This window comes from Saprospiraceae bacterium (genome assembly GCA_016714025.1).
Taxonomy (GTDB): Bacteria; Bacteroidota; Bacteroidia; order Chitinophagales; family Saprospiraceae; genus Vicinibacter.
The window spans coordinates 886,069-901,424 of the sequence record JADJOB010000002.1 but is presented as its reverse complement, the minus strand read 5'-3'; the positions used below and the strand labels follow the sequence as shown (position 1 = coordinate 901,424).

Here is a 15,356-nt window from a genome sequence, read left to right as displayed (position 1 = left end):
ATATATGATTGATTTACTACATCTTATATAAATTTAAAATTACAAAATGAATTGCTTCATTATAAAATTTTACTCTAATTTTGAAAAGTCTAACCAGCCCTTATTAAGAAAAACTACGGAATTATAAAATCCTGTTTATATATTTGAATAATAACCAACGCATGCGTCACCTATTTCTGCTTTTAGTTTTTTATTATCTAATAATAATCAGAACTCAAAGTCAAATTGTTTACCGAGATCAAATTCCATATTCAGATAGCACCGAACTAGCGGACTTATATCATCAAACGCTGCGAGTTCAGGATAGCTTTTTACTTCAGGGTATCCAAACCAATACATTTGAAATCCTTGAATTAAATAATGAAAAATACCTTGCCGCTGATGGTCGGTTAAATCTATATAAATGGCAACAGAATGCCTGGGTTTCAATTTCCAAGTCAAACTATCATGGCTATAATTTTATTTCCAAGAAGTTTGTATACAACGGTTCCATTTACTCATTTGGCGGATATGGCTTTTGGCGTGAACACGGTGATTTGATCCGCTACGATTGGGAACGAAATGAGTGGGAGGCTGAAATCATTGAATCAGATGAAGAAATTGGTACGAATGTTTCTTTCATCAAGGATAACGTGCTCTATGTAATCAATCCGGTTTATAGAAATCAACATATAAATAACCTGATTAAACATCAAGGCCTTTATAAAATTGATTTAGAATCTCATCGGGTTTCTATCCTTCAAACGGATCCTAAATTAGATGCTTTTAAATTTTCCACCCGTTTTGAATCTACAAATTATTATTTATCATCCCGGGATCCATTTCAACTAATTAATAAATCAGAAATGACTTTTAAATATTCTGATATTACCCAATTAGTAAAATTGGCCGGGATTGGTCCAAAATCATTTATTTTAATCCAGGGTGATGCGATTTTTGTTGATTTAAACAATGAAGAAAAAATTCATTTCAATTTGGATTCCATTTATCATAACTTACAAGAGGCTTCATTTCCAATTGTTAAAAATTCCAAGTCAATTTATTATACGTTTGCGTTTCTCTTTTTAGTCTTAACAGGCTTTGTTTGGAATATTAGACGTAAACAGGCTCAAAAACAAACATCCACTCCTTTAGAGCATCCCATACTGATAAGACTTATGGAATATTCAGGCCACACGCTTAGTCAAGAACAATTAGACATTGTCTTTGGAATTGACCATATCAACCCTGCAGAAACTCAGCGATCCAAACGATCCAATCTAATAAAAGAAATCAATCATGAATATTATAAAATCCGGGGCGTTGACTTAGTCTCCAGAACTCAAGATCCTTTAGATAAAAGGAAGTTTTTATATCATATTCAATAAGAAAAATAGTATCCTGCAATGTTACAATTCTGCAATTCTGAAATGTAGTAATTTTAAAATTTGAATTCATTGTAAAATGAAAAATTTGCAACATTGTAGAATTATAGAATTGTAGAATTGTAGAGTTGTAGAATTGTAGAATTGTAGAATTGTAGAATTGTAGAATTGAACCAAATCTATTTTCTTAAATTCAGGGTTTAAACCCTGGGTTTAAGAAAATAGATTTGATTCTTCTTTATCTTATCAATTCAAATTTTCCAGTGTACATTTTACCATTGAGATCTTCTGCCTGAATTACGTACAATCCTTCGGGCCAATTGTGAATAGTGATTGTATGTAATTTTAACTCATTATCAAATTGAATGTACTCAGCTTGTTTGCCTTGATTATTAAAAATTCGAATGCTCCGCAACAATCCTGTTTTTAATGCTACACTGATGTTATCAGTTGCCGGATTTGGAAAAACACTTAATTGATCGTTTAATTCAAAGAAATTGCTTTGTTGGTCAACGGGTATTTCTGCAATTAAATCGTTTGCTTCGACACAATCCGCTGCGCAGAGTAAGCGATACATTGATTTATTTTCTGCTATTAAACTACTTGTTCCTCCATTAAGATTATTTGCAATGTTGATGCAGTAGTCTTCTACTTCTCCATATGCAAAATTGCAACAGGAATTGGGTGGATACGAACCATAAGACATAGAAACCCGCATTCTTGTAGACTTTGGACTGCATCCAGGTATGGTTACATTCCCACAAATACGGGTATTGCCATTTCCATATGCAAATAATTCGCCCGCATCTTCAAAATCACCATCGCCATTAAAATCAATCCAAACTTTCCAATAAGCAGTGTATGCCGTACCAGAATATCCAGGTGTTAAACATAAATTATACGTTTGACCTGTGATAACTTCTATGCAAGGATTCGGAAAATATTTATACCCTCCGTTTGGACCAGAACAGTTGTCAACATTTGCCAATTTTACACACTGGATCCACATGATACTGCAATCGGACCCTTTAGACGGACAATAGTTCGTATTACAATTGACAGTGACATAAAAACTACAGGTATCACTGACACTGCCTTGGTATGCAACATAAGTAACTTTCGTAGTTCCGCATGGAAATAAGCTTCCACATGGTGGTCCCTCAATTTGTTTAAGGGTATAACATGGCATTTTACAAATAAATTCTCGTGTTGTAGAATTGTATTGATCATTCCAGGTTCCATCCGGTATTAATTCAACATAATCCTGATTACCATTGGCATCATTGGGTTGTCCAGCATACCAATTGGTAAATAATAACGGACTGCCATCGATCCATTCAAACAATCCTTCGACGCGACTATCATGCAATCCAATATAAGCAGTTTGTCCCATTAATTTTGAAGCTACCCATTGATTTTCATCCAAAGAATTCATTACACATAATTTACCACCCACATTTTCACAAATATATTTTGCGTCGGGCCAGGTTGCAGTTTGTCGAGAACAGAAATACCGATTCCCCAAATATGTACCCATGTATACAAATCCGGGTAAGGTGTCTTTGCAAGGTTTGCATGTAGTAACATTGGGATGATTCCAATTGACTATGGCTCCATTTAAATTTGGATCTTTATCTACTGTAATATTTGGTGGACAATGAATTTTTAATCCATTACCCAATACTGTAACTTTAAAACTGTGATTTGTAATGTTTCCGCAATGATCATAAGCTGAGTACACCACAATTGTAGTACCGGCAGGAAATATTGCACCGGGTTTATAATTTGAAGTCAATTGTTTGATGCCACAATTATCTACAGCAATGGGAGGATTCCACCAGGCAGCTGCTTCACAATCCCCTTTAGCATCGACTGTAATATCCGGTGTGCAATACGTAAAAACTGGAGCTATGGTATCATTTAAATCAATAATTTGTGTACATTCTGAAAATAACTTACTGTTTTTAGGATCTGTTGCCCGCCAAATTCGCATAAACCGTTTCGCATTCAAACATGAATAATTTTTTATTAAAATATCTGAATACGTGATCGTTGGAATTTCACATGAAACCGAACCAGGAATTGCTGTTGCTGTTCCAGATCTGGAAGGATTGCAATTTGCTTCAGGGCATCCATAATAATCTGATGGACATTTGATCACTGGTGCTTTGTTACAACAATTTCCAGTTACAAGTATTTTAAATGCAAACGAACTGATATTTCCACAAGAATCAATTGCTGTATAAATAACAGCATTTAATCCGGGAGAAAATGCAGTGCCTGATTTATAATTGCTCGTTAAAGATGCAATTTTACAATTATCAGCAACGATAGGTTCTTCCCAATTTACTATAGCTTGACAAGTCAATGTATCAATGCTTACAACGGTATCTCTGGGTCCAGAAATAAATTGTGGTGGAATGCTGTCTTTCAATTGAATGCTTTGCAAACAACTTGCTTTCAAGTTTGGATCATTTGGATCGGTTGCAGTCCAAATCCTTACAATATGAACCGCTCCAAAGCATGGCCCCTCAGAAATCTTCAGATCTTCAAATTTTATAATCGGATCTGCACATCCAGGATTTCCAGGATCAGCTATTGCCATTCCTGTTTGTGAGGGTTCAATAGAAGAACCCGGACAAGCCACATAATCAGCAGGACATTTTATTTTAGGATTGACATTACAACATTCTGAAACCGTTATTGTAAAACTACAGGTCGCCGATTTACCGCAAACGTCGGTAGCAGTATATAGTATGGGACTGGTGCCTACATTAAAACTGGTGCCGGATGCTACGCTTGATTCTAAAATGACTCCACTGCATCCATCACTTACGGCAGGTGCTTTCCAATGCACCGTTGTTTTGCAATTGATTCCCGGACTTACTGTTATGTCAGCAGGACAACAAGTAATCACCGGTGCGGAATCATCTTTTAATTCAATCGTTTGCAAACAAAATGCATATTTCGTAGTATCAATCGGATCAAAGGCTTCCCAGATGCGGATCAATCGAATTTCACCCGGACAAGATCCTCTAAACAGTACTGAATCGCGGTATCGATAAACGGGAGGATTGCAACGGGGAGATCCAGACGATGCAGTAAGTTGTCCGGTGATTGTAGGGTCCAGTCCGTCATTTGGACAACCGGAATAATCTGCAGGGCAAGTAATCAATGGTGGTGTATCGCAACAAGAACCAATAACAGTTATATTAAAGCTGCAACTGCTTTTATTTGCACAAGGATCTTCGGCATTGTAAGAAACTCCGGTGATCCCAATAGGAAACTGGTCGCCCGAAATGTGGCTGGCACTTAAAAACAATTTACCACAATTATCAAAAACCGAAGGTGGATTCCAAAATACATTTGCAAAACAATTGCTGTTTGCCATGACGCTGGTGTCTCGCGGACAATTAATAATAGTAGGTGCTTCCTCGTCTTTAAGAATAATTTTCTGAAGACAGGAAGTATTTAAAAGTGGATCCTGAGGATCACTGGCAGTCCACACCCTGTTGATTTCTGTAGCTCCAGTGCAAGGCCCTGTGGAGATGATATCATCTCTAAAACTAATTAACGGTGGACTGCAATTAGGTCCGCCTGGAATTGCACTTGCAAATCCCGTATTACCCGGACCGGTTGAAACGCCTGGACAGGCATTAAAATCAGGAGGACAGGTAATAATCGGTGCTACAGTGCATGCAGCAATGCGGGTTTTGGCACGTAAAAAATTAAATGATTTTTTGGGTTGGCCGTAGCTCAGGTTGCCTGCGATAACCAACAATAGGAGCAGGAATACCCGTTTGAAAATTAAAGTCTCTTGTGATTCCATAGTTTTGAATTTGAAAATTGAAAAAACTATGGCAGCGAAAAACCAGGGCTGTAACTAATGAAAAGTTGACGAGAGGAACTGTGAAGATAGAATTTTTCTGTGAATGAGAAAAAATAAATTAGGAGGATTGAGGGGCTGTTGGGCGGAAGGGCTGTTAGACTATTAGACTATTAGACTATTAGACTGTTAGACTATTAGGGAAGAGGGCTGACGGCTTTGTAAGGACATTTTTTGAATACTAACCACTTATTGATGATTACTGATTTTGGGCTGAAGGGCTGTTAGAATATTAGACTGATAGACTTTTAGACTGTTAGGGAAGAGGGCTGACGGCTTTGTAAGGACATTTTTTGAATACTAACCACTTATTGATGATTACTGATTTTAGCATGAACATATTGCTTAGAAAACAAAGAACAAGTATAATTTTCATACACATAATTTTAAAATTTAAAGCTAAATGAAATTTACAATTTAGTGTTTTTAATATTGAAAGAAAAATTCACGATGACAGATAAGATTTTTATTAAATCCAATGTTTATAATTGTTTCTGGAGGAATTCAGGGGATACACTCAATTAATATTCACATTTACTTATTAAGGACATTATGAAATAAATAGAAATAGATCATCAATTTTATGCTATAATTTACAGCTTTATTAAATCGAAACTACAGATAATGGGCGTAAAATATATTCAAAAAAATACGAATATATCTGTATTTTTGACGCTTAATCACAAACCTTCAAGTTATGAAATCATCTATCCTTTATTTTGTTTTATTTTCATTAGGTCTTTGCCTGATTTCTTGTAAATCTGAGAAAAAAGCGGATGCAGCTCCTGCTACAGAGACAACTACCCCAGCTGCTGATCCTAATGCCGGTGCGGCTCCAGCTACGCAAGGAACCAGTGGCAGTACCACCATTACTCCACCTGCTCCAGGTACAGCTGAACCAGCTCAAAATGCAGCCGGAGTATGGCATTTTACATGCAGTAAAGGTTGCCCAGGCGGTGCCGGTACTCAAGGAAATTGTGCAAAATGCGGAAATCCACTTACGCACAATGCAGCCTATCATACAAAATAAGGATATGCTGTTCAATTACTTAGCTGATAGAAACAATTAAATTTATCAGTTAGGTTCATCAAATAAAAAAAAAGTCAGTTCATGTATGAACTGACTTTTTTTTTATTTTCAATGTTCTTTAAACGTATTTTGAAACGTCTGTCATCTAGACTTTTAATCAGATTGTTTAATTCTTCCCGCGAGTACGCGGGATGTACGCTACGCTCCCATAATTCCTAATTTTTAATTTCCTAATGTTTTCCCCACAGTTCAACAACTGCTTTGGTTTGGCGTGCATTTTTTGTATCATACCAAAAGACTACTTTGGTAATCACCCTCCGGTTGCCTGCCAAATCGATCACCCGGCTCTCCTGCCCGGCTTTAAAATTATTTTTTAATTCTACATCCTGAGTGGTTCCATCACCAAAATGAATGACCATTTTATGCATGTTTAAAGCAGAATTAGTAACTCGGATTTTTAATCCGGTAAAAAATCCTTCTTTGGCTGTAACCAAAATTTCATCTCGGTCCATACCAAATTTTACAGAGCGGCTTCCTAATTGCTCCCAACGACCCTGAAGGGCTTCTGGACAATTTGTATTAGCAGCATAGATGAAAGTCAGCGACAACATCAAGAATAGTGGGATTTGAATGGCTTTTAATAGATTTTTCATGTTAGATTTATTTTGTTGATACTAAATTAAGACTTTAAAATTAAAAAATGGTTTAATCAGGAGTTGTTTTTTCATTTAAGGACCAATCATACTCCAAATAGTCGATTTGGGCATTTTTTTGAATTTTTACTTCACTGTATTTATTGATGAATGGAATGATTCCACCCCCTTTCTTAAAATCAGATGAATACCATTTAAACAGTTGGGAAATCTTTAGGTCCGATGTTTGAATTTTATTCCTAAAAGGATCCATTATAAATTTATAGCTTTGTTCGTCAAGTTGAAAATCCAGAGACTCTGCTGAATAAGCCTCATTTTTTAAAGCCGGACAAGACCTGGATGCACAAACCAAAGCCATGTGTATGCGAGGATCCTTGTATTTTTTACGGAGGATTAAATGTTCAATGGTATTTAGACTCAACAATTCAGATCCAATTCTTATAAATGGAATATCCCATGTTGAATTGATAAATGGAATGCGACTGCCAATTTCTTTAATTGAACGAATCGGATAATTGCGTAAAACCAATTGAATGGTAAAGGCATTGTAAGCATTGATCCAATATGCTTTTGTCTCATTGACAGTCCAGGAAGGCCTTGGTGGATTGTTTGAAAGCTTTGCAAGGTAATTATTTAATTGAATGCTGTCTTTCATGATACTTTTATAATTCACGTTTCCACTGGAATCAACGTGTAATTTTAATAGCTCACTCCAACGATTATGTGATAAGGCTTGCGAATCACACTTAAGCCAACATGACAAACCAATCAGAATAATAAAAAATCGCATTAATCAACTAAACTGTTAATAAACTTAAAGCATTCTGGACTTGATTCTGCTAATTTTTGCGGATACATTATGTAACTGTAGATTAATATCGCTGCGACATTTAATTCTGGAATGCCCATGTAATCGTGTAAGCGTTTTTTCTCAGTTTGCAAGATCCCTTCAATGAGCGTCCAGGAATCTGCATCATCTAGTGGGAGTTTATCTTTCAAATTATAAATTTCAATAAAAACAGATGCCCATTCATACAGTGCCGTATTGAAATAAGTATCGGGTTGCGCATGCGCTATTTGCAAAGCATCGCTTGCAAAAATTAAAACTCCATCTTCATGAAATGTTTCTGAAAGATGCAGATATTGAAATTGTGGTGAAGGAAAAGCCGTGTGATAAAAAATAATCTTGTTATACTTTACAGCTAGGGGACTGTTGAGATCCAAACCCAGGCGAATGGCTGGAGCAAGTGCCATTAATTTTAATTCTTCCGGTAGCTTTTTGTCTGTCATAGATTCAAATTCCTTATGTTTCAATTCCATGGCCAGTTGCGACAGGAATTTTGTTTTAAAGGACTCATTCAAATGACTAAAATAGGGTATGAATTTACTGACCCAATTGACTTCATAGGCATCCAAAACAGGTTTGTGCTTACTAAACCAATATTGATTAATCAGTTTACCAAATACAAAACTTGCGATTGCTAAAATTCCTGAGGGGATTATAAACCACAGGCAGGATTCGGTGCTTTTATCAATGAATAATAAGATAATTCCAAAAAGGCTTAAGAGCAATGTTTGAACAATTCGGCTTGGCATGTAGAAGTTTAAAAGATATAATGAATTGGCTTCCAAAATATTGCATAAAATTATAGAGAAAGCTGCAATTGATTTAAATGTTTAAGGATTGGGTTAATATTTGCAGCCTAAAATCCTTAAAACGATGGGAGATCCTTATTTTTCATCGAGTTAGGAGGTACCTTAGCTCATCCCGCCGGGGCGGGAGGACTGAAAATCCTTCTCAATTTTTATCGCTTTTGATTACGATCTTATGTGAATTAATTTTTTAGATTAATTTTATTTTATATACATTATATATTGATTTGCAATTATTTATATTTTATATCGCTTATAGAATTCATTATTTTTGTTTTTGTTTTCCAGTCTTTTACATTTAATATATATTTGCATCCCGATTTCAAATAGATGAATTTATAAATTCATCTATTTGAAGGAGGTACCTTAGCTCAGTTGGTAGAGCAACGGACTGAAAATCCGTGTGTCCCTGGTTCGATTCCTGGAGGTACCACACATTTATCTGGTTCTCCCGCTGATGCGGGACAGGAATTCCTGGAGGTACCACAAAAAAAAACCCTTGTAAGTTAATTTTTACAAGGGTTTTTTATAATTATTCTATTCTTTTTATCGCTCTTTTTCTTTCATAGCTTTCTTTAATAATAGAACCGTTTCTTTTAAAGAGCTTATATAAAATACAGCTATTTTGGATGGGACATACAAATTTTCAGACTAGAAATATCAACTCTATATAAGATAAAAGCCTTTTGTGGAAGCTAAATTGATGAGCGTCATGATCGCAAGTACGGTGTTAGTATTCGGATTTTAAACCTTACTATGTATTTAATAAGGTTTGATTAATACTTCACTAGGAATATTTAATGTTTCTGTAAGTTTTCTAATCATTTCCAAACTTAATTTTCGTTTCTTATTCAAGATTTCACTTGCCCTGCTTTTTTGTCCAACAATTTTTGCAAGTTCACTCTGATCCATTCCCATTTGTTCCATCCTGAACTTTATAGCTTCAATGGGTTCAGGAGATTCAATGGGAAAATTTTCCCTCTCATAATTATCAATTAGAATACTTAATATTTCTAATTCATTCCCAGTAGGTGAGCCCTTTTTAGAATCAAATATTTCGTCAATTCTTTTCATTGCAATCTGATAATCCTTCTTTGAATGGATTGGATTTATTTTCATATTAAATTTTTTTTACATCAATTTTATCATATTGTTTATGTGTCCCTATAAACCTAATATAGGTTAACTGAAATTCAATGTTTATTTTGACCAAAAGTCTATAGTTGTTTCCTTTAATATTGAAGACTACTTTATTATTTGAAACAATACTCATGGTTGGATATTGTTTTTTAAGTTCGTTCAAGCTTTTCCAACTTTTTGCACTAATCTCTTTGAACCAAGACTTTAGAGCTTGTTCACTATCTGGATATTTAGTCCAAAAATTCTTTAAAGTTTTCCTCGCAATTATTCGCAAATCTAATCTTTATGCAAATATAAAAAAGTTCCCGATATGGGAATATTTATTTTAATTTTTAATATGGCTACTAAAAAATAGTATAAGTCATCCTGCTTTAACTGCAGGACTGAAAGCGCCCGTGTCCCTTGGTTCTCAGTTCTCCCGCTAAAGCGGTATGCATGTTGCTTGACTTGGATTCCTGGAGGTGCCACAAAAAAACCTTGTAAGATAAATTTAACATGCTTTATTTTTACTGAAATAGTTTGATTTAAGATTCCTTAAATGGGAGCAATATTTGAACTATCAGTTATTAGTAATATTTTTTAAAATGCAAATTCCAAGCTCTTGCGAATGTGATCAACTTGAGTAATAATTAAATTATTCAAAAAGGAGGATTATATTTTAATAAATAACTTTACTTTACTTCCATGTTTCCCATTTAATTTTAAAAAGTAAGTGCCTGCCGGGAGACCAAATAAATCCAAAATGATTTCCTTTTGTCCTTTGGGCCAAATACTTCCACTGATTAGTTTTCCATTTTGGCTGATAATTTGATAATTAATGGGTTGATCAAATTCAATTAGTTGCAACTTAAGAAAATCTGAAAATGGATTTTGATAAATCATAAAGTCGGAATTCACTTTTTCAGTTTTTGTCTGTACCGGCAAAGTGATCTCAAATTGTGAAACACAAGTTATTCCATTGTAAATTGCTTTAAATGTATACTTACCAGGATTGGTAGGTAATTTTTTAGACCAACCCTGGATGCGCGTTTTGCTATCTGCTGCACTTGTGTAGGTCCAGTTGGTAAATACAGTTCCATCTGGATTTAATATGCTGATATCGGCTATTAATCCACTGATTTCATCTCGTAAAAAGATGTAAAACTTGGCAAAGCCAGCTGGCAAGCCTGGTCCCTGAAAGGGAATTTGAAAAACATTGGATTCATTTGGGATTTCCGTTGCCGGACAAGCAGGAATTACAATGTCTGTGGTGTTGGTTGATACTTTTACGATGGCTGTTTCCTTATAAATTTTTTGATTCGTCCACCAACTCGCTGCATTTAATGTATTGCAGCTTCCTTTGAAAGGATCTATACGGCTTGCGACCGTTGCGCCAGCCCACACTTCAAAATGCAAATGGGGACCGGAAGAATTTCCTGAACTGCCGACTATTCCAATAAACTCTCCGGTAATCAAAGATTCACCTATAGCCTTTGCAGTCAGTGAATTCTTTTTCATATGCAAATACAAAGCTCTGGATCCATCTGCATGTTGTACGACTACATAATTAGGCATCATGGTATTGGTAGCGCAATTTTTATCAAATTCTCCATCGTGTTTATCTATTATCATTCCTGGAGCTGCTGCTATAACTTCAACCAGCTTATGATCCATTTTTAAATAATTGTAAGGCCAGGTCGAAATATCGGTCCCCCGGTGACCATCATAGGTATTCATCCCACAATTAAAATCCTGAAATGATCCGGATGCAGTATTTTGGTCTACATAAGCGGAAACCCGATAAAAACTACAATCTGTCAGGCTATCGGCTGCACGAAGCGGCCACTCAAGTGATACGATCCCCGAATGAATCGACTGAACTGTTTTTAGATGTTTTAAATTTTCTTTGCAACGATTTTCAATAATTTCATAACATGCTTCCGTGACACATGGATTCATGCTATTGTTTTCATGAATACTTGATTCATCTACTTGTGATCCCAGGTCTGGCGCAGAAGTTTGTGCATTTAATTGAATTTGCCCAAAGCCTAAAACTGCAATGAATAAAAGCTTAACAAAAAGATTTTTCATATTGATCAAAGATAATTTACAATAGAGTCCCTAATATTATCATTTGTTGCCTATTCATCATTCAAATTTCAACAATAGATCGATTCAAAATTTATTCAACCAAAACAAATCCTGCCCATTGAAAAGGCCTCTTGAATCGCTCTCTCATGGCTTTTTGAGCCATTCGAAATGCCTCAGGAATACTTCTTTTCGTTTTTCCCATTTCAGAATCTTCGGGTTCCAGCCAAAATTTATAAAACGAGATCATAAATTCCGCAGTTTCTAAATCAGGTACTTTCCATAAACTCATGATTAAATATTTCACACCGGCAATTTTAAATGCGCGTTGTAATCCATAAACACCTTCGTTTCCCTGAATATCACCCAATCCGGTTTCGCAGGCAGATAAAACAACCAGTTCGGTATTGGATAAATTCATTTGAGCAATTTCATATGCTGTCAAGATTCCATCTTCTCTTCCTGTTGCGGTTGTTTTGCCTTGCCAGGCTGCATTGCCTCCTGACATGATTAATCCAGAACGCAACATGGGATGATCGGATATTTTGAAGACAGGTTCTGTTGCCTCTAAGTTCAAATTAGAACTTAATGAAGCTGCTTTCGCAGTTCCCTCACTTGCCGTCCCGCTAGAATTGGCGGGATCGTGCGACATTCTGCCTTCGGCAGAAATCGTTCGGTCAGTATCAGAAAAAAAGAATCCATGGGTTGATAGATTAATAATTCTGGGAGAACTGCTATTCCACGCACCTAAAGCTTTAAAAGATTCTTCTGTTGCATCAAATCCTGTTTTTAATGTTACCTTTAAACCAGCTGCAGTAAGGATTGGATGCAACGCATTGACTTCGAGTTCAGTCCCATCTAAAAAGTCCCAGGAATCTGAACCCCTGGAAGCTACAGAAAAAGTAAATGAATTATCAGCAAGTTGTTTATCCAGTGGCTTAGTAACGGGAGCGGTATCTTGCATTTCATAAAATATACCACCATAGAGTATTGCCTCATTGTTTGTGCTCTGGAATTGATCTGGTAAGGCTAGTTGTCTGGTGCTGTTCAATTCAATTAATTGATATTGATCAGCGAGTATTGAAGATTTCGTATTGAGGATGGCACTTAAATTAATACGGTGAATTAATCCAGCAGGTGAATAATAAATTGTTTTTACTCCGTTCAACTCACTTTCTATGGGTTTCCAAATTAATGCATACAAGGACTTATTTATAACTTTTACTTCCATTGCACCTCTGTTATACAGACCATAGATAGCATTAATATATCCCTCTCCTGGTTTGTGTTCTGATTTTATAAGTGAATCTAAATCAGATTCATTACAAAGACTGATGAATCGAGGAGATTTAGAATCCGATCGCAGTAAAATGGCTGCATACATGGTATTGAATTGATTCTTTGCAATGGGCATTTGAAATTGAATGAATTCAATAGCAGCCTCCTCTGGTTTTAACAAATCTCTTAGATCCTGCCACCGGATTTTTTGTGTAGCTTTTAAAAAATCTAAGCTTAAACGTCTTAATTTTTTCTCAATGGAATTGGCATTGGATTCCAATTTAGACACATTTCTCTGTTCAGCTTTCGGTTTAGTGTATTCTACAGCTAGTTGTTTGCGAATACTTCTTAGTGAAGTAATATAATCAGTAAGCCTAGGATCTTCAGTACTTAATTGATTGAATCGCGCTGCTGTACTCATTAGAAATCCCTTGCTGAAAAGGGCATTGTCTAAAACAAGTCTTGTCAAATTATCAACTGAAGCGATAGGTCTTGATAGGATGTATGTCCCGAGTTCACTCGTCCGATGCTGAAAAGATTCTGAATAATTTGCCAATTCCACCTCAGATAAAAACGAAATTGCATTTCGCATGCGCTCCTGATCGAGTTCGTTTAACTCTTTTAAAAACTTGTCTGAATCACTGTATTTTTTCTGGATTTCGTTGATTTCTGCTAAATGATCTAAACTTTGCGAATATAATTTGTGGTTACTCCCGAGCATCCTGGCTCTAATATTTTTTACGATTCGCAATAATGAATCGGCCTGTTGAACTTTACCCGGAACTTTATATAATTCTGCCAATTTCTCCATCACTTGTGCACATTTGTGATGTTGTGGACCCAAAACGAGTTGATTTATTTTCAAAGATTCCAGTAATTTTAATTCAGATGAATCGCAAATTCCCATTTCATTGTATAAAAAAGCCAGATTTACCAATGCATCAGCATATTGGGTGTTTTGACTTCCAAATAATTGACCGCGGGTAGTCAACAGTTCTTCAAAATTTGATCTCGCTTTGGAATAATTTCCCCGATATGTGTATAAAACTGCCATTCGATTTAAACATTCCAGGTATTTTAAGTGCTCTTTACCTAAATTACTTTTATAAATAGCTAACGCTTTTTGGTATTGAAGCAAGGCTTCATTATAATAACCTGCTAAAGTATAAATCTGAGCCAAATTGCTTAATCCACCAGCATAAACGACGCTGTATTCTCCGAGACTTGCTGCTCGAATGTTATTTGCATCCATTGAATATTCAATAGCTTTTGAATAAATTCCCATATCCTTATACAAGAGCGCCAACCCTTCAATACTTGTGGCATAATAGGGATGCTTATTACCATGTTCTTTTTCACGCAATTTGATCGCTTCCAGAAATGTTTTTTCTGACATTTGGTAATTTCCCAAATCGATGTATAAATTAGCCAGATTTAACAAAACACTTGTATAGAGAACATGTTGTTTCCCTAAATGCAACTCCCGAATCCTTAATGCTTCAGAATAATTGTAAATCGCTTCAGGATATCGACCCATGTTTTTATACAAAATAGCTAAATTGTTTAAGGTAGAGGCCAAGTCAGGATGGTCGGGTTTTAGAATTAAGCTTTGAATTTTTTTAGCTTCTAACAAATACTGCTCTGCTTTATTGTATTTCTGATCATCCTTGAAAAGCAATCCCATTTCATTTAAGCAAGCTATGTATTGAGAATCCCTTTTCCCATACGTCTTACTCAATACTATTTTTAACTCCTCGTAACTCAATGCTGCATTATTATAGGATCCTGATCCTCTATAAAAAATTCCCAATGAATGGATGCATTTAATATAAGCAGGATGGGATGATCCGAGTTCTTGTTTAAAAATTAGTTTTGCTTTTATTAAATTTTTCTCTGCTTCAACTGCTCTATTATAAAAGGCATCAACTCGACCCTTATTCAAACTATAATAAGCAGCTGAAACAGAAATGGAATCCAAATTTTTTAATAAAATGGAATCTGCCTTTTTATTGAGTTGCAAGGCTAAATAATATCTTCCCAGCTCAATTAGATTCGATGTAGCAGTATTCAGGCTGTCTAATTGCTTTTGTAGATCAAAAGAATTCTGATCTTGTGAGAACCCGAGACAAGTATAAAACAGGCAAAATATAACCAATACTTTTACCATGGTAATTTCAATTAGGACAGCTAAATATAAAATAAAATTGGGAACTTTAAAAATCTGAGCGATTTATTGATTGTATTGAGCTTAGATCACTCCAATATTACCAAGTTAACTGATTTAA

Annotated in this window: 10 protein-coding genes and 1 tRNA gene; 3 read left to right on the top strand and 8 right to left on the bottom strand. The window is 35.5% G+C overall.

All coding sequences use genetic code 11. The features are described 5' to 3' along the window. The first annotated feature begins 161 nt into the window (after positions 1 to 161). Positions 162 to 1,367: a hypothetical protein gene (locus IPJ80_06930; protein MBK7913218.1), complete on the top strand. Its 1,206-nt coding sequence runs from the start codon at positions 162 to 164 to the stop codon at positions 1,365 to 1,367. 235 nt (positions 1,368 to 1,602) lie between these two features. On the opposite strand, the gene IPJ80_06925 is transcribed toward IPJ80_06930, so the two are convergent. Further along, on the bottom strand, positions 1,603 to 5,193 hold the full coding sequence (locus tag IPJ80_06925) for an HYR domain-containing protein (protein ID MBK7913217.1): 3,591 nt from the start codon (positions 5,191 to 5,193) through the stop codon (positions 1,603 to 1,605). A 754-nt stretch (positions 5,194 to 5,947) separates the two neighbouring features. On the opposite strand from IPJ80_06925, the gene IPJ80_06920 reads away from it, so the two are divergent. Beyond that, positions 5,948 to 6,280, top strand: a complete 333-nt coding sequence (locus IPJ80_06920) for a hypothetical protein (GenBank protein ID MBK7913216.1) — start codon at positions 5,948 to 5,950, stop codon at positions 6,278 to 6,280. A gap of 230 nt (positions 6,281 to 6,510) precedes the next feature. Here the strand turns inward: IPJ80_06920 and IPJ80_06915 are convergent, their stop codons facing one another. Genes IPJ80_06915 through IPJ80_06905 form a run of 3 tightly spaced genes read right to left on the bottom strand, consistent with a single transcriptional unit; the run spans position 6,511 to position 8,529 of the window. After that, positions 6,511 to 6,933 carry a hypothetical protein gene (locus IPJ80_06915; protein MBK7913215.1) on the bottom strand — a complete coding sequence of 141 codons (423 nt, stop codon included), beginning with the start codon at positions 6,931 to 6,933 and terminating at the stop codon, positions 6,511 to 6,513. Positions 6,934 to 6,985: 52 nt separating this feature from the next. Beyond that, positions 6,986 to 7,723 (bottom strand): DUF547 domain-containing protein, encoded by a 738-nt coding sequence (locus tag IPJ80_06910; protein ID MBK7913214.1) that lies wholly within the window; start codon positions 7,721 to 7,723, stop codon positions 6,986 to 6,988. After that, entirely contained in the window at positions 7,723 to 8,529 is an 807-nt protein-coding gene (locus IPJ80_06905) for a hypothetical protein (GenBank protein MBK7913213.1), read from the bottom strand. Before IPJ80_06905 ends, IPJ80_06910 begins: the two co-directional genes overlap by 1 nt. Before the next feature lie 417 nt (positions 8,530 to 8,946). Between IPJ80_06905 and IPJ80_06900 the strand changes: the two genes are divergently transcribed. Next, positions 8,947 to 9,019, top strand: a tRNA-Phe gene (locus IPJ80_06900). A gap of 329 nt (positions 9,020 to 9,348) precedes the next feature. Here the strand turns inward: IPJ80_06900 and IPJ80_06895 are convergent. The 4 genes from IPJ80_06895 to IPJ80_06880 form a co-directional block, all read right to left on the bottom strand. Beyond that, a complete protein-coding gene (locus IPJ80_06895) occupies positions 9,349 to 9,705 on the bottom strand; it encodes a helix-turn-helix domain-containing protein (GenBank protein MBK7913212.1) in 357 nt (118 codons plus the stop codon). Between the two features lies 1 nt (position 9,706). Beyond that, positions 9,707 to 10,000 carry a type II toxin-antitoxin system HigB family toxin gene (locus IPJ80_06890; GenBank protein ID MBK7913211.1) on the bottom strand — a complete coding sequence of 98 codons (294 nt, stop codon included), beginning with the start codon at positions 9,998 to 10,000 and terminating at the stop codon, positions 9,707 to 9,709. Between the two features lie 377 nt (positions 10,001 to 10,377). Continuing rightward, positions 10,378 to 11,796: a peptidoglycan DD-metalloendopeptidase family protein gene (locus IPJ80_06885; protein ID MBK7913210.1), complete on the bottom strand. Its 1,419-nt coding sequence runs from the start codon at positions 11,794 to 11,796 to the stop codon at positions 10,378 to 10,380. A 91-nt stretch (positions 11,797 to 11,887) separates the two neighbouring features. Further along, positions 11,888 to 15,238, bottom strand: a complete 3,351-nt coding sequence (locus IPJ80_06880; protein MBK7913209.1) for a CHAT domain-containing protein — start codon at positions 15,236 to 15,238, stop codon at positions 11,888 to 11,890. Between the last annotated feature and the right edge of the window lie 118 nt (positions 15,239 to 15,356).